The organism is Streptomyces sp. NPDC044704 (genome assembly GCF_056433525.1).
Map to the genome: position 1 here is coordinate 198,130 of NZ_JBWKGY010000010.1, position 20,620 is coordinate 218,749.

Genomic DNA, 20,620 nt, shown 5'->3' on the forward strand with positions numbered 1-20,620 from the left:
GAGGAAGCCATGACACCCCAGCATTCCAGCACCCCCGCCCGGGCGGGCGCGGCCTCCGCGGCACTCGCGCTCGTTCTCGTCTCCGCGGCCTCCGCGAGCCCGGCCGGTGCCGCCGCCGGGCCCGCACGCACCGTACGGGGCGCCGAAGGCCAGCAGCTGACCGTGTCCACCGCGTCCGGTCTGGATCCGCTCGGCCAGACCGTACGCGTCACCGGCCAGGGCTACGACCAGGCGAAGGGCGTCTACGTCGCCTTCTGCAAGGACAACGGGGACAACCGGGTCCCCGCCCCCTGCGTGGGGGGCGCCGACACGGCCGGCGGGTCCAAGGCCTCGCAGTGGATCGTCCCCAAGGGCGACCCGCACGCCGGCGAGCTGGGGATCCCCTACGGCGAAGGCGGCCGCTTCGACGTCGAGCTGAAGCTGACGGCGAAGAGCGAGGGCCTGGACTGCACACAGGTTGCCTGCTCCGTCGTCACCCGCGTCGACCACCGGGGCGCCGGCGACCGCTCGCAGGACGTACGCGTACCCGTCGCCTTCCGGGGCCAGGACCCGGTCGGCCCCGGAGGCGAGGGCGTCGGCGTACCCCAGGGCACCGTCGCCTACCGGACGACGGCGCAGTTCACCAGCGCGGGCAAACCCCGCGACCTGATGCTGCACCCCGACTCCCGCAAGCTGTACGTCGGTTCCGACGACCTCCCCGACACGGCCGACGTGAACGAGAGCGGACTGCACGTCCTCGACCCGGCCGACGGCAGGGTGCGCAGCACCATCAGTCAGGCGCCGGGGGCCACGGGCACGCTCGGCAGGCGGGCCGTCCGCCAGATCGTCGCCCCGCTCCCGGGCGACGGAGTCGTCTTCTCCTACCCGCTGCGCGGCATCGGCACCGCCAAGGACGGCGACGCCGCCGCGGCCGGTGCGTGGGTGCCGGGCGGCGCCGTCACGGACGCCGCGCCCGGGATCGCACCGGGGACGGTGTTCGTCGCCCAGGGCCCCGCCCTGTCCGAGGTCGACACCGCCACCGCCACGGTGAAGCGCACCGTCACCCTGGAGGGCGGCGACGGGTTCGCCGTCGACCCGGTCCGCAAGGTCATCTGGTTCACCGACGCGGGCAACCGGCGGATGTACCGGATCGACGCGGCCACGTTCCATGTCTCGGCCACCGTCGAACTCCCGCCGGGGGAGGGCTACATCGGGTTCACCGAGGTGGACCCGGAGACCGGGGCGGTCTGGGTCGGCCTCGACACCTCGGTCCTGGTCCACGACGCTGCGGGCAAGCGGCTGCGCGTCCTGGAGGGCGAGGACCTGCCCCGGGCGGCGCGGTTCGACCCCACCACGCACGAGGCGTTCGTCGTCCGGCAGGACGCGGGCGACCCCGCGCAGCCCGGCAGCGACAACAACGGCAGCCTGACCGTGTACCGCACCGCCGACTTGGAGGAAGCCGCCGAGCCGGTCGTACTGCCCGGCAACCACGGCCAGTTGGGGTTCGCCTCGCTGGCGGTGGAACCCGGCGCCGGGACGCTCTTCGTCTCGAACCCCGCCGAGGGCCGCATCACCCGGCTACAGCGCTCCGTCTCCCCGAAGGTGACCCAGGGGCCCACCGACCAGACCGTCACGGAGGGAACCCGGGCCGTACTGACCGCGCGGGCCGAGGGGATTCCCGAGCCCGCCGTCGCCTGGCAGGTCAGCGCCGACGCCGGCCGGACGTGGAAGCCGGTCGAAGGGGCGAACGCCCCGGTGTACTCGTTCACGGCCCGGGCCTCCGACAGCGGCCACCGCTACCGGGCGGAGTTCCACAACGAAGCCGGCACCAGCCGCACCAGCCCGGTCACCCTCACCGTCACCCCGGCCGAGACCACCACGGGCGGCGGCAACGGGACCGGAGGCGCGGGCGACGGCCCGACCGGCGGCACGGGCGGATCCGGCACGGAGGGTACGGGCGGCACGGGCGCGTCCGGCGGGTCCGGCACGGGCACCTCCGGCACCTCCGGAACGACGGGCGGCACCTCCGGCGACGGCGCCTCCGGATCGGGCGGCGCCGTGGCCCCCGGCGGCACGGCCGGATCCGGTGGTGCCACGGGTTCCGGCGGCACGGTCGGCGGTACGGGCACCACCACGACCGGCGGCGGCGCCCTCGCCTCCACCGGCACCGCCGCCGCCACCCTCGCCGGGGCCGCGGCCGTCCTCACCGCGGCCGGCTGGGTGCTGGTGCGCCGCAAGCGCCCGGCCACCACGGCCTGAGGCCGCGGGGCTCCCCGTCACCAGCTGACGGGGAGCTCCCGCAAGCCGTGGACGATCGTGTCGGGCAGTTCGGCGAGGAACGCCTCGCGGAACTGGCCGGACGCCACCCCTGCCTGCGCGCCTTCCCGCGCGGCCACGCGCACACCGCGGTCGCGACCGCCTTCGCGGGGCCGGCCGCTGCTCGTCGCGCCTGGAGTGCTGTTCACCCTCCGGCTCCCGTGGGAGACCGCGACGGGACCCGACCAGCACGTCCACCTCGACGAACCGCCCGCCGTCGCCTTCCACGTACGGGGCGACGACGGGCGGCTGACGACGCACTACCGGGTGGTGACCGGACGGCGGTAGCTGCTGCCGTCCCGGGTCCGGGTGAGCCGCCCCGAGGTGATCAGGTAGCGGCGCAGCGCCGAGCAGTCCTCGTGCACGGTGCGCAGCGCCTCGTTGACCTCGGGCTCGGTGTACTCGCGGTCCTGCGCGAACAGGGTCTCGGCGAGGTGGGCGAGCAACTGCTCGCGCCGGGCCGCCTTGCGCGGGATCGCGAGGAGCCGTCCGGCGGAGAAGAGGTCTTCGACCCCACGTCCTTGCCGGACGGCGGGGGCGGAGGGATCGGGATGCTCGGTGATCTGTGACATGTCAGCGAGCTTCACCCGTCCCCTCCGCCGGGGCAACGCAATTTCGGTGGCGCGGGTCAGGGTCCGACGGTGATCTGCTGGGCCGGGTCGGTGGTGTCGGAGACCTTGTAGACGGCGTTGAAGGTGGAGGAGGTCGCGCTCGTCGGGCAGCCGAAGCCGCCGGTGACCGTGACCGGTACGGAGGCGTTGGTGAAGGTCAGGCTGGGCGGGGCGCCGTTCGTCCAGGTGCCGTTGACGGCCGCCGGGGCCGTCGGCGCCGTGGTGACGACGCAGTTGGCCAGGCCGGTCGTGGTGACGACGAGCCCGCCGACCGGGACGTTCATCGTCGCGGTGATCGGGGAGCCGTGCTGCATGGACACCGACCACGCGCCGCTGGTGGTGACCGTCGGCGTCACCCCCCAGACGCTGGAGGTACAGGAGCTGTAGGTCGGCGGGGAGATCGGCGAGGAGACCGGCCCGGCGGGGTTCTGGTTGCCAGGGGCCGCCGGCACGGTACCGGTGGACACGGAGACCGTGCAGGTCACCGTGACCGAACCGGCCTTGAGCGTGGCCTTCCCGCTGAGGGTGGCCTTGAAGGCGTGCCCGGCCGGGGTGACGGTGGTGGACCCGGCCAGAGGTGAGGGCGAGGCGGAGGCGGTGGCCGAGGCCAACGTCAGGGCGGCCGCGGCCGCCGTCCCGAGGGCGAGCGCGGTGCGCGTACGGCTCATGGCTGTGCTCCTTGGGGATCGTGTTGCGGGGTGGGAGCGGGGGGCGGTTCGGCCCCGGCGGGGGCGGCGGAGCCCCCGTCGCGCCGGGACGCGGACGGCTGCCAGGCGAACATCAGGCCGCCGCCGACGATGCCGAGCAGGGTGCCGATCAGGAACCCGCCGAGGTTCGACAGGACCAGCGCGGCGGTGGCGATGAGCGTGGTGAGGACCCCGGCGAGCGAGCGCTGCTGGGGGGAGAACCAGGCGGTCATCCCGAGGACGATCATGACGATCCCCATCAGGACGGACGGGATGCCCGCCACGCCCTGCTGGAGCATGATCTTCAACGGGGCCAGGGGCAGGACGCAGATCCACGCTCCGGCCAGGACGGCGAACAGCCCGCCCCAGAACGGCCGGCCGCGCCGCCACCGCCGCCAGCGGCTCAGAAGCATTCCTTCTTGCCCTTGCTGATGTTCATGCTCAGCCCGGACAGCTTGAACGTTCCCGCATTGGTCGCCCACGCCGTCTGCTGGAGACCGGTGATGCTGACCGTGTCCGCCTGCTGGGCGAACAGGTCCTGCATGCCCTGCGCCTCCGCGGGCCCCTTGTCCAGGGTGGAGGCGTCGCGCCCGATCTCGATGTTCGTGAAGACCGCGTCACCGGAGAGCTGTGTCGCGTCGACGAACAGGTTGGTCGCCTCGACCGGCTTCTTCTGCCCGGCCGTCAGGTTGAGCGAGATGTCGCCGATCACCGGGAGGGTGGTGACCACCGACTGGCACAGGCTGTTCAGCTTCGCCTCCCGGATGGCGGTGACCGCCACCGGGATCAGATCCTCGCGGGCGTTGACGTCCACGCTGCCGTACTGGGCGAAGCCCTCGCCCTCCAGGCTCTTCGCCGACACCTTGAACTGCTGCCCCGACACCGCGAAGGAGGCGGCGAGCGCCCCCTGCGCCAAGGCGATGCCGAGCCCCGCCGTCACGGCCACGGCGGGCACGGTCAGCAGGGCGAACCGGCGCCAGCGCACCCGGCCCTCACCTCTGTCCGCGGCGCCCCCGCCGCCTCCGCCGCCCGCGGCGTCCTTGCCGGGGGGCTCGGATAAGTTCGGTGAATCCGCCATGAGATCGTCCCTTATCTCGGCTGTGCACCTTTGTTACCGACGAGTTGAATGTAAGAGTGCCAATGGTGGTTGGCAAGGTTGTGCGAGTGCACCCTTTCGGCCGACTCCTACTGCTCCGTACGCAGCAGTTCGGCGACCTCCGCCTCCACCCGCCGGGCCATCGCCCGCGCGAACTCGGCGGCCACGACCTCGCCCGCCACCGGCCGCAGCGCCGCCACCGCCTCCCGGACATGATCCAGCTGGGTGGCCGAAAGTGGCTCCAGCCCCTCCGCACCGATCACATGCCGCCGGAAAAGTCCGACGAACCGGTCCGCGAGCGCGTCCGCCTGAACCTGTACGAAGTCCCCCGCGTCCAGGATCTCCCCGAGCGGCACCCCCTGCCGCACCAGCGCCAGCGTCGCCTCCAGCAGCCGCCGGTTCGGATACGTCACCAGATCACCGTCGACCCGTACGTAACCCAGCTCCGCCGCCCGCCGGGTGTGCTCGGCCCTCGCCTCCGGGCCGAACAGCTCGCGCAGCTCGGCCCGGGTCATCGTGACCGGCTCCTCGTGCACCCAGTCCCGGGTCATCTCCCGTTCCAGACCGAGCAGTTGGGACAAGCCGCCGCCCCGCTCCCAGGCGTCCAGCAGCTCACCGATCCCGTTGACCGTGTACCCGCGCCCCAGCAGATCGCTGATCAGCCGCAGCCGGGTCAGGTGGTCGTCGGAGTACCACGCGATCCGCCCCTCCCGGCGCGGCGGCGGCAGCAGCCCGCGCTCCTGGTAGTAGCGCAGGTTGCGCACCTTCACGCCGGCCGCCCGGGCCACGTCCTCCCGGCGGTAGCGCCGCCCCTCGTCCTTGTCCCCGGCCGCGCCCCCGGCCTTGCCGTCCGTATCCACCTGGCTGTTCACGCGGCCGAGTGTAGGACGTACCGGCAGGTCACATGGGGCGTGTGCGCTCCTCGCGCTTGACCGCCCGCAGCACCACGAACTTCGGCTCGCTCGCGGTGACTTCGCTGTTCCCGAAGAGCCGGCGCAGATGGGTGTGGTACCCCATGTGACGGTTGGCCACCACCCACAGCTCGCCGCCCGGCCGCAGCGCCTTGCGCGACTGCGCGAACATGCGCAGCGCCGTCGCGTCCGTCGTCGCCTGGTGGGAGTGGAACGGCGGATTGCACAGCACCAGGTCCACCGAACCCGGCGTCAGCATCGCGACCCCGTCACCGGTCAGGAACTCGGCCGTCCGCCGGCCCGCGGGCACGTTGGCCTCGTAGGTGGCCCGCGCCGAGGCGACGGCCTGGTACGACTCGTCCGTGAAGACGACCGCTGCGTCCGGGTCGGCCACCGCGACCGCCGTGCCGACCACGCCGTTGCCGCAGCCCAGGTCCACGACCCGGGCCCCGTCCGTGTTCGTCGGGATGTTCTGGAGGAAGAAGCGCGTGCCGACGTCCAGCCGGTCCGCGCAGAAGATCCCGGCGTGGTTGACGACGGTCAGCCCGGCACCCGAGCCGCCGTCCTCGTCCACCGTGTACGTCAGCGGCCACGGACCGGCGGTCGTCGGCCGCGCCGCCCCCGGATTCCCCGGCGTGCAGAAGATCAGCCGCGCCTTCTTCTCCGCGAGCGAGGTCTTCGTCGGGCCGAGGATCTTCTCGAAGAGGCGCAGCGTCGAGGTGTGGATCTCCTTGACCATGCCCGCGCCCACGACCACCGTCCCCGCGTGCACGTGCGGCGCCACCCGGTACAGCTGGTCCTCCAGCAGCGCCAGGCTCTTCGGTACCCGCACCAGCAGGACGTCGATCCGCTCCGGCGGAGCGTCCCGCGTGGTCAGCAGGGTCACCGTCGACTTGGACGTACCGATCCCGGCCCGGTCCAGGTTCGCCTCGGTGGCGGCCCGGGTCAGCGAGGAATCGGTGATCTGCGTGGGACGGTACGCGGCCAGGGCCGTCGTCAGGGTTCCCCAGCGGTCACCGATCACGGTGATCTGCCCGGCACCGGCCAGATCCACCGGGCCGCGCTCGCCGGTACCGGCGTCGAGGTGACGCAGCAGGTACTCGTCGGCGGCGTCCCAGGCCTGGAGCCGGTCGCGCGGGTCCGCGGGGAAGCGGGTGAGTTCGTAGGAGCCGAAGGGCGTGGTCAGGCGGTTCATATGGGCCCAGGCTATCCGAGGCGACCGCCCGCCCCCGCACACGCGCGGCCGGGCGGTCCGTACTACCGCTCGTGCTGCTCGGAAGAGACGGCCCAGGCCGGAGGAGACGCCCTGGTCAGTCGGGGAAGTCGCCCGCCATGGCCGCCGCGATCCGCAGGTGCGGACCCGCCTCGGCCGCCCGGCCCTGGCGTTGCAGCGTGCGCCCGAGTAGCAGCTGCGCGTAGTCCTCCACCGGCCAGCGCTCCAGGATGGCGCGCAGCTCGCGCTCCGCGCGCGACAGCTGCGCCGAGTGGTAGTAGGCGCGGGCCAGCAGCAGCCGCGGAGCCAGCTGCTCCGGGGCCTCGTCGGCGAGCGTGGCCAGCACGCGGGCGGCCGTCGCGTACTCCTTCGCCTCGAAGAAGAGCCCGGCGCGCTCCCAGCGCTCCGCCGCGGTCCCGTGCTCGTGGTAAGCCGTCGGCGCGTTCATCGCGTCCTTTCCGCTCGCTCGTCCGCCCGCCCCTGCCGGCGGTCCGTTCCCTCGAACGCGCCTTCCCGCCGGAACATTCCGCGGGAAAGGGCGGCGACGCCGCCGCCGGTCGGGACTAAGTTGTCCCGTATGAGCAATCTCGATCGCCAGCCCGCTCTCTCCGCCTGCGGCGGCCGCGGTTTCGTCGTGGCCGAACCCGTACGCGAGCTCCTCAGCCCGCGCACCGTCAAGCTCGGGGAATCCACCGAGGTCCGCCGGCTCCTGCCGAACCTGGGCCGCCGCATGGTGGGCGCCTGGTGCTTCGTCGACCACTACGGACCGGACGACATCGCGGACGAGCCCGGCATGCAGGTCGCGCCCCACCCCCACTCGGGACTGCAGACCGTGAGCTGGCTGCACGACGGGGAGGTCCTGCACCGCGACAGCGAGGGCAGCCTCGCCACGATCCGCCCCCGCGAGCTGGGCCTGATGACCTCCGGCCGGGGCATCAGCCACTCCGAGGAGAGCCCGCGCCCGCACGCCCGCTTCCTGCACGGCGCCCAGCTGTGGGTGGCCCTCCCGGACGAGCACCGGAACGTGGCCCCCCACTTCCAGCACCACGCCGACCTCCCGCAGGTCACCGCCCCCGGGCTCACCGCCACCGTGATCCTGGGCAGCCTGGACACGGCTACCTCGCCGGGCACGGCGTACACCCCGATCGTCGGCGCCGACCTCACCCTCGCGGCCGGCACCGAAACCCGGATCCCGCTGGACCCGGACTTCGAGTACGCGGTCCTGTCGATGTCCGGCGAAACCCACGTCGACGGCGTCCCGGTCCTCCCGGGCTCGATGCTCTACCTCGGCTGCGGCCGCACCGACCTCCCCCTCCGAGCCGCCTCGGACGCCGGCCTGATGCTGCTCGGCGGCGAACCGTTCGAGGAGGAGATCGTGATGTTCTGGAACTGGATCGGCCGCTCCAACGAGGAGATCGTCCAGTTCCGCAAGGACTGGACGGAAGGCACCCGCTACGGCGAAGTCAAGGGCTACGACGGCCCCCCGATCCCCGCCCCGCAACTCCCGCCCGTGCCTCTGAAAGCACGCGGCCGGGTGCGCTGACCTGCACTTTCGTGAAGCAGGACGACCAGCCGAGATCAGCCCAGGAGAGGCCGCATCCCGTGCGGAGATCATCCCGACGAGGCGGTCGACGGGAGGCTCCGGGAGGCCCTCCCGGGGCCCTCGCCGTTTCCCAGGTATGACCAGCTGGGGTCAGCTTTGCCAGGACCAATGCTGACCCAATGCTGACTTTGGTGACAGTTCGTCAGGTTCATTGGCGTCCCGCGACGCGACTCTCGGCGGCGTTCGAACCCGGACGCTGCTCGGTACAACGCGTTGTACCGAGCAGCGGGTCTGGGCGCGCGTTGTGCTCAGGCGGCGTCGCTTGCGACAGACGGGACTTCGCGGGCCGAACGGGGAATCGAAGGAGCGGCAGTGCGTCGTTGGTACGAGCAGGTGGGGCGCCCCTGAACCTGCGACAGTGTGGGGGCCGGTCTGCCCCGCCGTGAGAGCGTCGTACGGGGGGTGTGAGCACGTTCTTCGTCTCCTGGAGGTACAGAAATGGCACTCAGGTTGACCTGGGCGAATGCCGGGGCGCACGGCTCCGTGGAGGAGGCTGGTCCGGGAATGGTCCGGCTCCTAGCGCGCCGTGTCGGGCGGCGGCGAAGGCGTGTACGTCGGTTGCCGTGGCGCAAGCGAGTGCCGTTGCACGGTCTCCGAGACTGATCGCAGCGGTATCGGTGACGGGCTGGCGACCTTCAAGTGCTCGTGCCAGCGTTTGGACTACCGCCAAGGTGCGTGGTTCCGCTGGGCCTGTTGCTGTGCGGCGCTGGCGTCTGCGCGGGCCATCGACAGAAGGCGGGGAAGCCGCCCGGCCGCGTCGCTGCTCCACCAGCAGTGGGCTTCGGGAGAGAACGCGGCCTTGGGGACATTGTCGATGGCTTCTTGGAAGATGGCTGGCGAATCGTGCCACTCGGTGTCTGCGACCACTCGCAGGGAGCGGCGCGAGAGACCGTCGAGGAGCGTGAAGAGTCGAGGCAGGGCAGTCAGGCGGTGTCGGCTCCGGCCGTCCCCGCGGACACCGCCCGGATATTGGACCCAGAGGAGATACTGGGCCGGCCAGGGCAGGTCGATCGCCTCACGCCCGTCGTAGGCTACGACCACCGGATCGGCTATGGAAGCAGCAATGCCGGTCACCATTCCTCGCCCGGTGCTATGCAGTTGATCGACGAGCCTGGTCACCCACGGCTCATCCTGCAGGTCGCGCTTGACGGCCCGCTCCAGCGCATCGTGGGCACGTGACCATCGAGCTGCGGTAGGCGAGTGGCGGCTGTGCTGTTCGGCAGGGGAGAGGCGCATAAGGGCCTTGAGCCACAGTTCGCACCAGCGGTCGAATCCGTACTGGTAGTCGTAGCGGGCTTTGCCTGAGGACGTGTTCGCCCGTTCCTGTGTGTCGAGGGCTTCCTCGCAGATCTCTTCCCAGGTCTCCTGCCAGGGCAGCCGGAACTTCCCGGGACGCCGGCGACGGAAGTCGGAGTCGAGTAGGGAGGCCGTTGCGATCAGCAGCAGCTCCTCCTCCACCTTGCCACCGCGGTAGGCGGCGGCGTGGCGTTCCGCCAGCCGATCCCGGGCGGTTCCCAGCGCTGAGAGCGGCTTGCGCAGGAGGCGATGGGCGTCCTTTGGGTCGCTCCCTCCGGGCCCGTGGATGCTGAACGCGAGGACGGAGCAGTACGCCTCGAGATCGTGTCCGGAGTCGAGCCGATCGGCCAGCTTGCCCAGCTCTTCCATGTGTGAGATCAGCCGGCGGGCCTGCGTGTAGTAGTCGGGAAACGGGTTGGGGCAACGCCGACAGCCCCCGGGCTCGGGAACGTCCGCCATGCTGCCGCGGTCCGGTACGCGAAGGCTGACGCCGGCCCGTTGCGCAGGTACTCGGAATGCTCCGCACTCCGCCGATAGATGGAGCACCGTGCCGCTCGCGGCCTGCCAGAGCGGTACGTCCATGCCCGCCAGTGGGCCGAGTGGAACGTCGCGTGCTGTCGGAAGGGGTACCTCGTCCTGTACTGCAGCGCTCGCGGACACGCTCGTGCGCTCCTGCCCTTGTGATGTCGAATGTGTGCCGCACCAGCCTGTCGCACGCGCGAAGGCTACGGCCTGGCTTTCGCCGAATGGGTGACGAGACGGCACCCTCTGATGGCGCAGACCTCGCTCTGTGAGCGGTCTTGGACATGGACCGGGTCCAGGAAACGGCGACAGCTTGAGATGTGCTGCGTCGGCGCCGTGGTGATGGGCGCGCGGGGGCACAGGGTTGACAGCTGGGGCCGAGTGGCGGGAAGCCGCGTGCCATGCGCTGCTGCAGTCCTCGACCGTGAACCCGATGTCACGTAGGTCTGCTATTCAACGCGTTGGAGGGTCGCCAGGTTGGCTCCCGGCTGCGTAGCGGCCTTCAGCGTGAGGTGCCAACCGTTCGCGGTGCGTCGGTGGTCTGAGACGTACAGGGCGGGCAGCACACGTTGAACCGGCCCGATGGGGATGCTCTGTCCGAAGATCTGGACCTCATAGGTCGGGTGATGCTGCCGTAGCCGGATGGGGTGGCCTGCTGTGATCAACTCGCGCATGCTGGGAGTGTCGTCCACTTCCAGGGTTGCGCCTGATACCACTTCCTCGACCACTCCTCCCGTCAACAGGGCGTGAGCCTCGTTGATGGTGTTCAGATCTTCCTTGGCTGGATCTTTCGGGACGACGAGCGTGGTCACTGCGAGCTGCTCGATCGCGACCAGCTGTTCGAGGGTGCGCAGTACCCAGGCGGCGCCGTCCGGGTGAGGCGTGCTGTTGAACGGGGCAGGGTCGTTCAAGGGGTGCCCAGCGAGGGTCATCTGCAGATTCGTGCCTGGCACGGCGTGTGCTGCGAAGCGAACCACGTCTAGCCATTGTGCCGGCCGGAGCGTGTCGGGAACGTGCACATCGATCTTGATTGAGGATTCCCGCGTCGTTCGGTCCACCCGGAGTTGGCAGGTGATGGATCCTGTCGGGTCAGCGCCGGTGAGGGTTCCCCCTCTCGTCCCTGAACGAAGCGATGTCATGCGCAGCCCGAGCGCGGCGACGCGTCGGCCTCCTGCTTTGGTCACGATCAGTTGCGCCGGCAGGTTGCGGGGCTCAGGGTTCGCCTCGATGCGGACTCGGTCGGAGCCTTGCGGTGGCACGAGCGAGACGGGGCCGGACAGGTGGACGTACTGTGCGGGCAGGTCGATGGGGTCGCCGTACCGCTGGCACCGCTCGAAATCCGCAGCGGCGTGGGCCCCCTCGAGGGAGTCCGGATCAGCGATGGCCAGTGCGACGTGGAGAGGTTGGTCTCGGTCGGCTCCAGGGTACGCGGGTAGCACCATCACTCCTGTGTGCGGCCCAGGGCCGGCCGTGATGCAGAAGGTGTAGTGCGGATCCAACTCGGCCAGGCGATCACGCAACTGACGCAGTCTTGAGGCAGCCTCGGTTGCTGTGGTGACGGGGGAGATGCGGGTGCGGGCCAGCTCCTGGAGGAGGTGACCAAGTTCGGCGTGATGGTCCGCGAAGTAGAACCTGCGCACCGCAGGATGCTCTACGAGCCGGGCTTTGATCCACGTGGCTCCGCGCCATGCGAGGGGGAAGGGATAGCGTCCTTGCAGATCGGCAAACCAAGCCTCCTCCGTTGGGTTGAGGTCGATCGGCACGATGACGTCCCAGCTGACTGGTTTCAGCAGAGCTGCCCGGGCCAATGACGCCTGAACTTTGTTCCGGCGCCCCTTCGTCATCCGGCCCGTGAACGACTTCATCTCGAAGGCGTGAAGGCCAGCGCTATCGATGAGCTGGGCGTCTCGTCCTCCATCTCCTCCTGTACCGTCGATCCGCTGCACCTGAGGGTGCATGCAGCTGAGCAGTACGGCGATGGCCTGTTCGTAGGCCTGTGGGTCGTCCGGCCAGTTCACATCACCCATGCGCTTTCCCTTCCATCGTCGACAGTTCGTCCGGCTGAACTAGGCGAGGGCACTCATGACGGCGCATTGACGACTCCGAACGGTATGTGCACGCTGGGCGTGACTGGCGCGGTGCCGTTCAGGTGGGAGACCTGGTCGTCGAAGAAGATGTGCGGATCCAGGGCACTGATGACGGGAGTCTTGTCGATGCCGCCGAGGAAGAAGGCGTCATTCACCCGCAGGCCCCACTGCTTGAGGCTCAGCACGGCACGTTCATGTGCGGGGGCGTCCCGAGCAGTGACCAGGGACACCCGAAGGCGGGGTTGATACGTGGGGTCCTTGCGGCGCTCAACCTCCTCACGGCGCTGGATGCGGTTGATGCCGGCGAGGAACTCGCTCAGCGGTCCTGGATCGTGCGGTGTGGTCGCATTGCGTACCTCGTGGGCACGGAACTCGGCTATGCCAGCACGCTGGTAGATGCGCTCGGCAGAGTCACCCGCCACCACCCCGTCAAAGTCGAATGCAATGCGGAGTTCGGGGTCAGCCTCATCATCGACCCGGGCTGTCTCGAGCACGTGACCCGCTGGCAATCCATCCGCGACCGCTTCACGAACGTCAGCCCCATTGGCCGACAGGAACAACGACATGTTCAGTGCCGGCATGAATCTGTGTGACGAACGACCCTGGCGAAAGACTGCTCGGCTGATGGGCAGTCCGTGCGCTTCGATCGAACGCATGACCCGTAGGCCGGTGTCCGGGTCATTTCGCGACAGAATGATGACCTCGACCAATGAATCGGACGGACTCGCGAGGTCGTTCAGGGACAGCAGGCGCCGGACGAAAGGGAAGGCAACCCCCTTGGCCAATACGTCTTCTACATGGGCTTCTTGGTAGGTTCGGTACGCATCCTCTCCACGCTCTCGAAACACTGCGTCGCAGTCGGTGAGGTCGAACAGGGCACTGGAGGCGATTCCCACCACCAAGCGACCCGACAGGTCGTACTTCATGACACCCCCTGCTGGCGTGCGCGCAGTGTTGGGATGGTTATCTCCCTGGAGCATATGCCGGAAACATGTGCGACTCCTTCCCCGGTTGTTCGAATGCGAGGGGGGAGTCTGCAGGGTGCCGACTCCCGGGCCTGGCGGGTCGAGCAGCCAGAACGGCGTCCAGGGTGTCGCGTGAGGCAAGGGCTTTGTCGGGGTCCCGTGCCGCATGCTCAGGACCTCTTCGCCGGAGGGGGCCGTAGTGCTCGATTCGTCGGCCTGCGCCTGTCCTGCGGATGATCGTCCGCCTGGCGCAGTGGTTGGTCAGGCGTGCAGGACGCCGGTGCCCAGCAGGCCGAACAGGAGTACGCCGATGGCGATCCGGTAGATGACGAAGGCGTTGAAGGAGTGCTGGGCGACGTACTTCAGGAGCCAGGCGATCGAGGCGTAGGCGACGGGGAAGGACACGGCGGTGCCCACGACGAGCGGGAGGGTGTCGACGCCGACGCCCACGGCGTCCTTCAGCTCGTACAGGCCCGCGCCGGTCAGGGCGGGGATGCCGAGGAAGAAGGGCAGGCGGGTTGCGGCGACCCGCTCCAGGTCGAGGATGAGTCCGGTGGACATGGTGGCGCCGGAGCGGGAGAAGCCGGGGAAGAGCAGGGCGAGGATCTGTGAACTGCCCACCAGCATGGCGTCCTTGAGGTCGGTGTCGTCCTCACCGCGCTTGTGGCGGCCCATCTGGTCGGCCGCCCACATCAGGCCGCTGCCGACGATCAGGGATCCGGCGACCACCCACAGGGAGGCCAGCGGTCCCTCGATCAGCGGCTTCGCCGCGAGCCCCACGACCACGATCGGGATGGTGGTGTAGATGACCCGCCAAGCGAACTTGTAGTCGTGGTGGTAGCGCTCCTCGCGGTTGGCCAGCCCGCGGCCCCAGGCGGAGACGATGCGCACGATGTCCTTGCAGCGGTGGACGAGGACGTCCGTGATCGCGTCGACCCGGACTTCGCAGAACTGGGTTTGAGGGCTGATGCTCGTGTCGTGCCGGTCAAGCTGTAGTGGCTCCTGATCCCTTTATGAAGCTCGGTACTGGGCTGGGAGGCCGGCTTCAGGGGGAGACGGGGCGGTGGCGTTGCGGCACCTCCGCCGGGGGACTGGGGTGACGAATTCCGACGGGGGGTTCGGCGTCGGCGTACCGTGCTGGGGGTGACAGATGAGATTCGAGACAACGATCTACTGGCCGCGTTGCCAACCCTGTCCCGCACGTTCAGGCTGGGCGAGGTACACAGTAGAAAGTTCCTCGCCCACGGTCTGATGAATCGGAACTGGCGGCTGGAAACAAGTGCAGGACTGTACGCGGTGAAGGAGATCACCGACGTGCCCCTGGCCAAGGTTCGCAGGAACCTTGCGGTGCTGGTGGACCTGGCTCGAGAGGGCATCCCGGTTCCGGCGCCCTTGTCCGCCGAGGGCGGGTAGCTCGTGGCGGAGGTCGGAGGTCACGGCTATTGCGTCCTGCCCTGGGTTGACGGCGAGCATGTGCAGGGGCCCGCCATCACGCTCGACGAGGCCCGCGATCTCGGGGCTCTCCTGGCCCACCTGCACGAGGGCTTGCGCCGGCATGGCCCCGGGTCGGTACCGGAGCAGGCACCGACCGCGAAGGTCCGCGACACCGCCGAGGCCGATCGGGCAGCCGTCACTCTCCTGAGCCGTCTTCCGGCCGATCCGGTGACCGAATTCGACAAGGCCGCCACCGACGCCCTGCACGATCGGCGACGTCTCCTCTTGCGGCAGGCTGGTGCACGGCCGGAGGGCGAGGTCCCGGCCGGTCCGTACGGGTGGACGCACGGCGACTTCCAGTACCGCAACCTCCTGCGCCAGGACGGTCGGGTAGTGGCCGTCCTGGACTGGGACCGGCTTGGTGTCCGGACGTACGGGGAGGAGGTTGCGCGGACCGCGCAGGTACAGTTCGGTGTGGGCGGAGTCTTCGACCTCGACCGCGTCGCCGCCTTCTGCGCCGGCTACCGGTCCGTGATCGATCTGGCGGAGGGGGACCTCGCCGACGCCGTGAAGCGGTTGTGGTGGAAGCGGCTCACCGACTTCTGGCAGCTGGAGTTCTACCTCGACCGCCAAGACCCTACCTTCGGCGAGATGTTCCTGACGGACGAGGCACTGCTGAACTGGTGGACGAGCCGCGCTGATGAGGTCCAGGCGGCCTACGCGGCGCGCTAGCCGGTAGCTACCGCCGGGATCAGCCCGGCGGCAGCGAGCTCGGGCAGGCACGGACGTACCAGCGGAACCGCGTTCGTGCGTGCCTTCGCTCCGAGGTGGAGCCGGTCAGCGGATTCGATCGCCGTCACCCACGCGTCCACGTCGTCCGGGTGAAGGATCACCCCACCGTCCCCGGCCGCCTCGGGGACCCCGCCCCGGGACGAGCCGATCGTGGCGACGCCGTGGAGTCCGGCCTCCACGATCACCCGCGGGAAGGCGTCCTCGACCTGCGAGGGGACCAGCAGCAGATCGTTCCCGGCGTACAACGAGCCCATGGCGTAGGTGCGCCGAACCCAGTGGACGTTGGGGTATCCGGTGAACTCCCGGGCGGTGTCCCACCAGCCCTCCACCAGCGTGAATCGGCGGCCCGGAAGCCGGGCGATCAGCTGGTGGAGAAGTGCCGACCCCTTGGCGGGGATGGGGTTGACCATGAGTACACCCCCCGGAACGCGACCGGGCCCGGTGAGGCCTGTGTTGCCTGCTGGGTACCCCTCCGCGGGCGCGAACGGCGGGTAGAAGACGACGGTCTGCGTCCCGGCCTGGGTCTGCGCCCGCCCGGCGACGAACTTCGACGTGGCGAGGGCAACGTGTGGCCCGCCGTGGAGGACACCATGGCTGTTGGCGGAGACCGAGTGCAGCCACCGGGCCACCCTGGATGTGCGTCGAGCGAGGGCGGCTATGTCGGCCGCCCCTTCCTGCGAGGTCACCACCAACTCCGGTCGCACGTCGTTCACGACTTCCCGCAGGGTCCGCTCCACTCGGTCCTGCGGCACGGCCCGGCACAAGACGCCGTTCCACCAGTATCGGACCTCTGGCTTCGCTGATGAAAACGGACAGCGATTGTCGATGGCTTTGGGCGGCAGTCAGTGATCACTGTGCCTCGACATGTCGACGAGTTTTGACGGCACTGGAGGACTCCGTGGCTGCCGCTTGCGTCCCAGATCGCTAGGTCAGACGACGGATGGACGCCTTGGATCGGTCGGGACGATCGCGCGCTCGTCGAAAAGCTGTTCAAGGGCTTCGTGGCCGTGCTCGCGGCGGTATGCCATCTCGGCTGCGGTGACCGGCAGAACCCAGAGGATGCGGGCATCGCCGTCCGGCAGTGGGCACTGCTCGAGGTCAGGTCCGTGGAGGTAGGGAAGGCTGACCAGCAGGTGGTCGCAGCGGGACCCGGGCAGCCACGGCTCCCCGATGGGCAGGCTGTGCTCGAGATCGAGGTGGTGATCGGAGTGGTAGTAGGCGGTCATGGCCAGGAGATCAGCGAAGCGTTCGTCGCGGACAGGAGCGGTGAGGACGAATTCGATGCCGTGGCCGTCCGTCTCAACCGTGGACCAGCAGCCGGCGGTGATGTAGGCCCAGCTGTCGGCGCGCGGTCCTGGGCTGACGGTGAGGATCCGCAGGTTGGGAACAGCTTCCCTTCGTCCAGGTCCCAGGTCGTAGTCGCTGACCGTGATCATGTGGCCGGTGAAGAACTCGCGAACGTGGGCCTCGACGCCTGCTATCGCCCGCTGGTTGCGCTCGTTCTCGAACATGATGGAGAGGATCTCATGGCTGGCCCAGGTGTCCTGGCTGTGAGTCCGCCCCGCCGCAGGCGGGGCGGACTCGGATGGTTCAGCTGGCCTTGACCGGCTCCTCGGCTCGGGCTCGGGTGCTGGCGAGGCGGTAGGAGTCGGTGCCGGTCTCGATGATGGTGCCGTTGAACGTGAGCCGGTCGACGATGGCCGCGCAGAGGCGGGGGTCGGTGAACGTCTTGGTCCAGCCGCCGAACGACTCGTTGGAGGCGATGGCCACGCTGTTCTTCTCCTCGCGTTCGGTCAGGACTTGGAAGAGGAGTTCGGCGCCGTGGCGGTCGAGTTCCATGTAGCCGAGTTCGTCGATGCAGAGGAGATCGACGCGGCCGTAGCGGGCGATGGTCTTGTTCAGCTGTTTCTCGTCCGCGGCCTCGACCAGCTCGTTGACCAGCTTCGTCGCGAGCGTGTAGCGGACACGGTAACCCTTCATCGCGGCCTCGGTGCCCAGCGCGATGAGCATGTGGGACTTGCCGGTGCCCGAGTCGCCGATGAGGCAGAGCGGCTGGCTCTTCTTGATCCATTCGCAGCTGGCGAGGGTGTGGATGGTGGCCGGGTCGATGTTCGGGTTGGCGTCGAAGTCGAAGGACCGCAGGGACTTCTCCCGCGGGAAGCCAGCTGCCTTGATCCGCCTCTCCGACCTCCGGCGGGCCCGGTCGTCGCACTCGGCCATCAGCAGTTCGGCGAGGAAGCCGCGGTAGGTCATCTGGTCCTTGATCGCCCGGTCGGCGATGTCGGAGAACTCGTTGCGGATCGACGGCAGCCGCAGCAAGCGGCAGGCGGAGTCAATCGCGGCGTCGGCGGCCTGCTCGGTCAAGCCTCGCTGGCGGGGCATGGTCACTGCGCTTCTCCCTCACTGTGGCCGCTGCCGCTGGTGCGGCGGCGTCGGAGCAACTGGTCGTAGTGGGACACCGAGGGCAGCGGCCTGGTGTCCGGCGGAAGATGCGCCAGGCGCCACTCGTGCAGGGAAGTCACCGTCGCCGGCAGCTGGCCGAGGGGCCGGGCGTCCGGTGTGGACTCGGTCTCGGCCTGGGCGGCCTTGCGGGCCTCCAGAGCGACTGCATCCGCGGTCATGGCCCCGGCCCGCAGGGCTGCGGCCAGGCCGGCGACGACATGTTCGTGCGTCATGTGGCGTCCAAGAAGCAGCACCTCGATCAGCGCGCGGGTGCCGTCCCGCTCGCCGTGGATCTTCATGGCCTGGGCCCACCAGGCGTCGTGGACTGGGGTGAACTTGCCGGCCGAACGGGCCTGTTCGAGAGCGGTCGAGCCGGGGAAGGCTCCGGGCTTGCGGACCAGGACCTCCAGGTAGTGGTCCAGTTCAAGACGGACGGCGCCTTTGGCGATCAGCCGCTCGTGCCGTGCCACCTCCACGTTCTGGTCGTAAACCACCAGGTGAGAGGCGTGAAGGATTACTCGGACCCGTTTGCCGATCAGCCGGATGGGGACCGAGTAGCGGTTCGTGAGGACCGGGATCTGGCCGTAGCGGTCGACTCGCGGGGTGAACAGCCGCCCGGTCTCGAACGGCTCCTCCGGCAATGGCATCAGCAGCGGTTGTTCGAGCGCGAAGTCCTCGGCGATGGTCCGGGACCTGGAGCCGATCCGGCGCGCGTCGTCCTGTCGGTCCCACTGCTCGACCATCTCGTTCAGCTCGGCGAGCGAGGAGACCTCGGGGACGGGGACGAAGTGGTTGCGGCGGAAGTAGCCGATCTGGCCTTCGACGCCGCCTTTCTCGTGGGCGCCCTCGATGCCTGGGCGGCAGTAGGAGCTTTCGATGCCGTAGTGCGATTTGAAGGCGATCCACCGGTCCGCCTCCACCCTCGCCCTCGTCACGACCTCGGCCTCCTGACGGCCGCACTTGATCTCGGGGTCACTGCCCTCGACACTGCAGCCCCCTACCTCGGCTTCCGTTCGCACACCACGCTGTCCGAGACGGCGGCTGATCTGCTGCCGAAGTTCACCCTGTCCACGAAGGTGGGATTCTTCCCGGGCGCCGGAGGTGCCGAGCACTCCCTCGATCCGGGGCGACTGCGCCTCGCCGTCGAGCAGGCCGCCCGGGAGCTCGGCAGGGAACCCGACACGGTGCTCCTGCACAACCCGGAGCGGAGCCTCACGGGCCTGTCCCTGGCCGATGACCACGCCCTCTTCGGCGCTGCATGCGCGGCGCTGGCCGAGGCCGCCCGCGACGGTCTATGCCAGGACTGGGGTGTGGCTTCCTGGAACCCTCAGCTGCTCAGCAGGGCCAGGGCGGAGGATCTGCCGTCTCCGGACGTCTTGATGGTCCGGGCCGGGTTCCTCGTGGGGATCGACCTTCTCGATCTCGTGGCCGTCCTACGCGAGTTCTGGAAGGTGGGTGAGACCTGGGGCATGAGCCCCTTCGGCGGTGGCCACGGGAAGGTGTGGGAAGAGTTCGACCCCCGGCCGTTCCTGCGACCGCATCATGGGGCTCTGTCCCGCATCCAGGCGGCGTTCCGAACCTCGTTCCACTTGCCCAGTGCTACGGCTGTGGCGGTCGGTACCGACGACTCCGGCCACCTGGCTGAACTGGTCCAGGCGCTGAGCGCGGAGGTGGACACCGACGCTGTCAGTCAGTACCTCCACGCCCTCCATTCACGCCGTCAGAACTGAAGCTCGGCCACTAGGCGCTCGGCTTCCTTCCGGGCCGGCGCCAGCAGCGGGTCCTCGTCGTACGCGTGGGGTCCGACGATCTTCGACAGGAAGAAGAGTGACATCAGCTTGCCGTCTCGGCTCTCCAAGTCCGCACGCAGTTCCTGCTGGACGCGGTCCGCGAGGGCCGGGACGGCGAGCGCGTTGCCCCACAGGGTCGCGGCATCCAAGCCCCGGGGAGCCATGCCCCAGTCCTCCCAGTCGATGATGGACAATTCCGGCCCCATCACGTTGGCCCAGGTCAGATCCGCATGAGCCGGCACCCATCGCTCGATCCGCACATCGGTGACGCCGGGGAAGACCTCCCCAAGTGCCTGGGCCACCTCCTCCTGTGTGATCGTCACGGTGTCAGGCGTCGCGATCCGCGGCGTCTGCTGCGCGGCAAGCGCGTCCAGCGAAGAGGTCAGCGCCTCCCACCACGAATCCGGCAGGCTTGGGTCTTCGAGCAGCAGAGCACCCTTGCCGACAGCTGGCGAGGCAATCAGCTCGAGCTCATCTGCGCGCCACATCACCGGCTCGCCCAACTGGCGCCACGCCACGCCCTGGTACCACTCGGGCATCGCGACCCCCTGCAGCACGGCGGCGGCCTCGGTACCGTTCCAGCCCTGCGATCCGATCCGCTCGAATCCCCGCCGCTCGATGCGCACCCAGGTACTCCGCTCGGTACGGCCGCCCAAGGACCTGCGCTTGCGTACCAGCGATTGCCGATCCAGTTGCACGTTGAGGGCCTTCTCCACGCGCTCCAGCACGTCTTCCACGGGCTGACGGCGTAGATCCACCTGGGCAGCAACGGGCAGGAATTCAGTCATGGTGACCTCCTCGGCGAACGGATGACCGTAGCAGGAAGAGCCCTGCCGACACGATCCGTCCGTCAACACGGAGCACGTCGAGCCCGCGT

General features: G+C 69.4%; 22 protein-coding genes and 1 pseudogene. 6 read left to right on the forward strand and 17 right to left on the reverse strand.

The annotated features are described in order from the left end of the window. Nucleotides 1-9: 9 nt before the first annotated feature. A complete protein-coding gene (locus AC07B0_RS24445; protein ID WP_469382152.1) occupies nt 10-2,238 on the forward strand; it encodes a hypothetical protein in 2,229 nt (742 codons plus the stop codon). A gap of 17 nt (nt 2,239-2,255) precedes the next feature. Here AC07B0_RS24445 and AC07B0_RS24450 read toward each other — a convergent pair whose 3' ends face one another. Continuing rightward, on the reverse strand, nt 2,256-2,444 hold the full coding sequence (locus tag AC07B0_RS24450) for a hypothetical protein (RefSeq protein WP_469382153.1): 189 nt from the start codon (nt 2,442-2,444) through the stop codon (nt 2,256-2,258). Here AC07B0_RS24450 and AC07B0_RS24455 point away from each other — a divergent pair. Then, a complete protein-coding gene (locus AC07B0_RS24455) occupies nt 2,434-2,583 on the forward strand; it encodes a hypothetical protein (RefSeq protein WP_469382154.1) in 150 nt (49 codons plus the stop codon). The two genes, AC07B0_RS24450 and AC07B0_RS24455, sit on opposite strands and share 11 nt — an antisense overlap. On the opposite strand, the gene AC07B0_RS24460 is transcribed toward AC07B0_RS24455, so the two are convergent. The 7 genes from AC07B0_RS24460 to AC07B0_RS24490 all read right to left on the reverse strand — a co-directional run bounded on the left by AC07B0_RS24460 (nt 2,556) and on the right by AC07B0_RS24490 (nt 7,260). Beyond that, the gene (locus tag AC07B0_RS24460) at nt 2,556-2,867 is read right to left on the reverse strand and encodes a DUF2087 domain-containing protein (RefSeq protein WP_469382155.1); all 312 of its coding nucleotides are present in this window, start codon (nt 2,865-2,867) and stop codon (nt 2,556-2,558) included. The genes AC07B0_RS24455 and AC07B0_RS24460 overlap by 28 nt on opposite strands. A 56-nt stretch (nt 2,868-2,923) precedes the next feature. Next, nucleotides 2,924-3,574: a hypothetical protein gene (locus AC07B0_RS24465; protein WP_356878983.1), complete on the reverse strand. Its 651-nt coding sequence runs from the start codon at nt 3,572-3,574 to the stop codon at nt 2,924-2,926. Next, nucleotides 3,571-4,005: a DUF6114 domain-containing protein gene (locus tag AC07B0_RS24470; RefSeq protein WP_469382156.1), complete on the reverse strand. Its 435-nt coding sequence runs from the start codon at nt 4,003-4,005 to the stop codon at nt 3,571-3,573. Before AC07B0_RS24470 ends, AC07B0_RS24465 begins: the two co-directional genes overlap by 4 nt. After that, entirely contained in the window at nt 3,996-4,553 is a 558-nt protein-coding gene (locus AC07B0_RS24475; protein WP_469382218.1) for a DUF6230 family protein, read from the reverse strand. The genes AC07B0_RS24470 and AC07B0_RS24475 overlap by 10 nt, the downstream gene beginning before the upstream one ends. A 224-nt stretch (nt 4,554-4,777) precedes the next feature. Then, nucleotides 4,778-5,560, reverse strand: coding sequence for a MerR family transcriptional regulator (locus AC07B0_RS24480; RefSeq protein WP_356878979.1), 783 nt, complete (start codon nt 5,558-5,560; stop codon nt 4,778-4,780). A 28-nt stretch (nt 5,561-5,588) separates the two neighbouring features. After that, nucleotides 5,589-6,785, reverse strand: coding sequence for a methyltransferase (locus AC07B0_RS24485; protein ID WP_469382219.1), 1,197 nt, complete (start codon nt 6,783-6,785; stop codon nt 5,589-5,591). 124 nt (nt 6,786-6,909) lie between these two features. Next, nucleotides 6,910-7,260, reverse strand: coding sequence for a tetratricopeptide repeat protein (locus tag AC07B0_RS24490; protein WP_469382157.1), 351 nt, complete (start codon nt 7,258-7,260; stop codon nt 6,910-6,912). Nucleotides 7,261-7,389: 129 nt separating this feature from the next. On the opposite strand from AC07B0_RS24490, the gene AC07B0_RS24495 reads away from it, so the two are divergent. Then, nucleotides 7,390-8,355, forward strand: a complete 966-nt coding sequence (locus tag AC07B0_RS24495) for a pirin family protein (RefSeq protein WP_469382158.1) — start codon at nt 7,390-7,392, stop codon at nt 8,353-8,355. Nucleotides 8,356-9,075: 720 nt separating this feature from the next. Here AC07B0_RS24495 and AC07B0_RS24500 read toward each other — a convergent pair. The 4 genes and pseudogenes from AC07B0_RS24500 to AC07B0_RS24515 all read right to left on the reverse strand — a co-directional run. Continuing rightward, the gene (locus AC07B0_RS24500; RefSeq protein ID WP_469382159.1) at nt 9,076-10,293 is read right to left on the reverse strand and encodes a hypothetical protein; all 1,218 of its coding nucleotides are present in this window, start codon (nt 10,291-10,293) and stop codon (nt 9,076-9,078) included. A 389-nt stretch (nt 10,294-10,682) separates the two neighbouring features. After that, complete coding sequence (locus AC07B0_RS24505; protein ID WP_469382160.1) at nt 10,683-12,260, reverse strand: hypothetical protein; 1,578 nt, start codon at nt 12,258-12,260, stop codon at nt 10,683-10,685. A 53-nt stretch (nt 12,261-12,313) separates the two neighbouring features. After that, nucleotides 12,314-13,246: a 5'-nucleotidase gene (locus AC07B0_RS24510; protein ID WP_469382161.1), complete on the reverse strand. Its 933-nt coding sequence runs from the start codon at nt 13,244-13,246 to the stop codon at nt 12,314-12,316. 300 nt (nt 13,247-13,546) lie between these two features. Continuing rightward, nucleotides 13,547-14,227: pseudogene (locus AC07B0_RS24515) on the reverse strand (undecaprenyl-diphosphate phosphatase); the annotation flags it as partial. 201 nt (nt 14,228-14,428) lie between these two features. On the opposite strand from AC07B0_RS24515, the gene AC07B0_RS24520 reads away from it, so the two are divergent. Then, nucleotides 14,429-14,698 carry a hypothetical protein gene (locus AC07B0_RS24520; protein WP_469382162.1) on the forward strand — a complete coding sequence of 90 codons (270 nt, stop codon included), beginning with the start codon at nt 14,429-14,431 and terminating at the stop codon, nt 14,696-14,698. A gap of 3 nt (nt 14,699-14,701) precedes the next feature. After that, the gene (locus AC07B0_RS24525) at nt 14,702-15,451 is read left to right on the forward strand and encodes a phosphotransferase (RefSeq protein WP_469382163.1); all 750 of its coding nucleotides are present in this window, start codon (nt 14,702-14,704) and stop codon (nt 15,449-15,451) included. Here the strand turns inward: AC07B0_RS24525 and AC07B0_RS24530 are convergent. From AC07B0_RS24530 to AC07B0_RS24545, 4 genes are all read right to left on the reverse strand, one after another. After that, nucleotides 15,448-15,921, reverse strand: a complete 474-nt coding sequence (locus AC07B0_RS24530) for a glycosyltransferase (protein WP_469382164.1) — start codon at nt 15,919-15,921, stop codon at nt 15,448-15,450. The two genes, AC07B0_RS24525 and AC07B0_RS24530, sit on opposite strands and share 4 nt — an antisense overlap. Before the next feature lie 519 nt (nt 15,922-16,440). Beyond that, on the reverse strand, nt 16,441-17,022 hold the full coding sequence (locus tag AC07B0_RS24535; RefSeq protein ID WP_469382165.1) for a suppressor of fused domain protein: 582 nt from the start codon (nt 17,020-17,022) through the stop codon (nt 16,441-16,443). 79 nt (nt 17,023-17,101) lie between these two features. Continuing rightward, on the reverse strand, nt 17,102-17,899 hold the full coding sequence (istB, locus tag AC07B0_RS24540; protein ID WP_469382166.1) for an IS21-like element helper ATPase IstB: 798 nt from the start codon (nt 17,897-17,899) through the stop codon (nt 17,102-17,104). Continuing rightward, nucleotides 17,896-18,888, reverse strand: a complete 993-nt coding sequence (locus tag AC07B0_RS24545; RefSeq protein ID WP_469382167.1) for a Mu transposase domain-containing protein — start codon at nt 18,886-18,888, stop codon at nt 17,896-17,898. Before AC07B0_RS24545 ends, istB begins: the two co-directional genes overlap by 4 nt. A 12-nt stretch (nt 18,889-18,900) precedes the next feature. Here AC07B0_RS24545 and AC07B0_RS24550 point away from each other — a divergent pair, with 12 nt between their 5' ends. Further along, on the forward strand, nt 18,901-19,683 hold the full coding sequence (locus AC07B0_RS24550) for an aldo/keto reductase (protein ID WP_469382220.1): 783 nt from the start codon (nt 18,901-18,903) through the stop codon (nt 19,681-19,683). Here the strand turns inward: AC07B0_RS24550 and AC07B0_RS24555 are convergent. Continuing rightward, entirely contained in the window at nt 19,674-20,531 is an 858-nt protein-coding gene (locus AC07B0_RS24555; protein ID WP_469382168.1) for a hypothetical protein, read from the reverse strand. The two genes, AC07B0_RS24550 and AC07B0_RS24555, sit on opposite strands and share 10 nt — an antisense overlap. Between the last annotated feature and the right edge of the window lie 89 nt (nt 20,532-20,620).

Excerpts from the sequence above, each read along its gene's own strand:
- AC07B0_RS24445 (WP_469382152.1), top strand. The coding sequence starts at position 10 with ATGACACCCCAGCATTCCAGCACCCCCGCCCGGGCGGGCGCGGCCTCC.
- AC07B0_RS24460 (WP_469382155.1), bottom strand. The coding sequence starts at position 2,867 with ATGTCACAGATCACCGAGCATCCCGATCCCTCCGCCCCCGCCGTCCGG.
- AC07B0_RS24465 (WP_356878983.1), bottom strand. The coding sequence starts at position 3,574 with ATGAGCCGTACGCGCACCGCGCTCGCCCTCGGGACGGCGGCCGCGGCC.
- AC07B0_RS24470 (WP_469382156.1), bottom strand. The coding sequence starts at position 4,005 with ATGCTTCTGAGCCGCTGGCGGCGGTGGCGGCGCGGCCGGCCGTTCTGG.
- AC07B0_RS24490 (WP_469382157.1), bottom strand. The coding sequence starts at position 7,260 with ATGAACGCGCCGACGGCTTACCACGAGCACGGGACCGCGGCGGAGCGC.
- AC07B0_RS24495 (WP_469382158.1), top strand. The coding sequence starts at position 7,390 with ATGAGCAATCTCGATCGCCAGCCCGCTCTCTCCGCCTGCGGCGGCCGC.
- AC07B0_RS24500 (WP_469382159.1), bottom strand. The coding sequence starts at position 10,293 with ATGGACGTACCGCTCTGGCAGGCCGCGAGCGGCACGGTGCTCCATCTA.
- AC07B0_RS24505 (WP_469382160.1), bottom strand. The coding sequence starts at position 12,260 with ATGGGTGATGTGAACTGGCCGGACGACCCACAGGCCTACGAACAGGCC.
- AC07B0_RS24510 (WP_469382161.1), bottom strand. The coding sequence starts at position 13,246 with ATGAAGTACGACCTGTCGGGTCGCTTGGTGGTGGGAATCGCCTCCAGT.
- AC07B0_RS24530 (WP_469382164.1), bottom strand. The coding sequence starts at position 15,921 with ATGGTCAACCCCATCCCCGCCAAGGGGTCGGCACTTCTCCACCAGCTG.
- AC07B0_RS24535 (WP_469382165.1), bottom strand. The coding sequence starts at position 17,022 with ATGTTCGAGAACGAGCGCAACCAGCGGGCGATAGCAGGCGTCGAGGCC.
- AC07B0_RS24555 (WP_469382168.1), bottom strand. The coding sequence starts at position 20,531 with ATGACTGAATTCCTGCCCGTTGCTGCCCAGGTGGATCTACGCCGTCAG.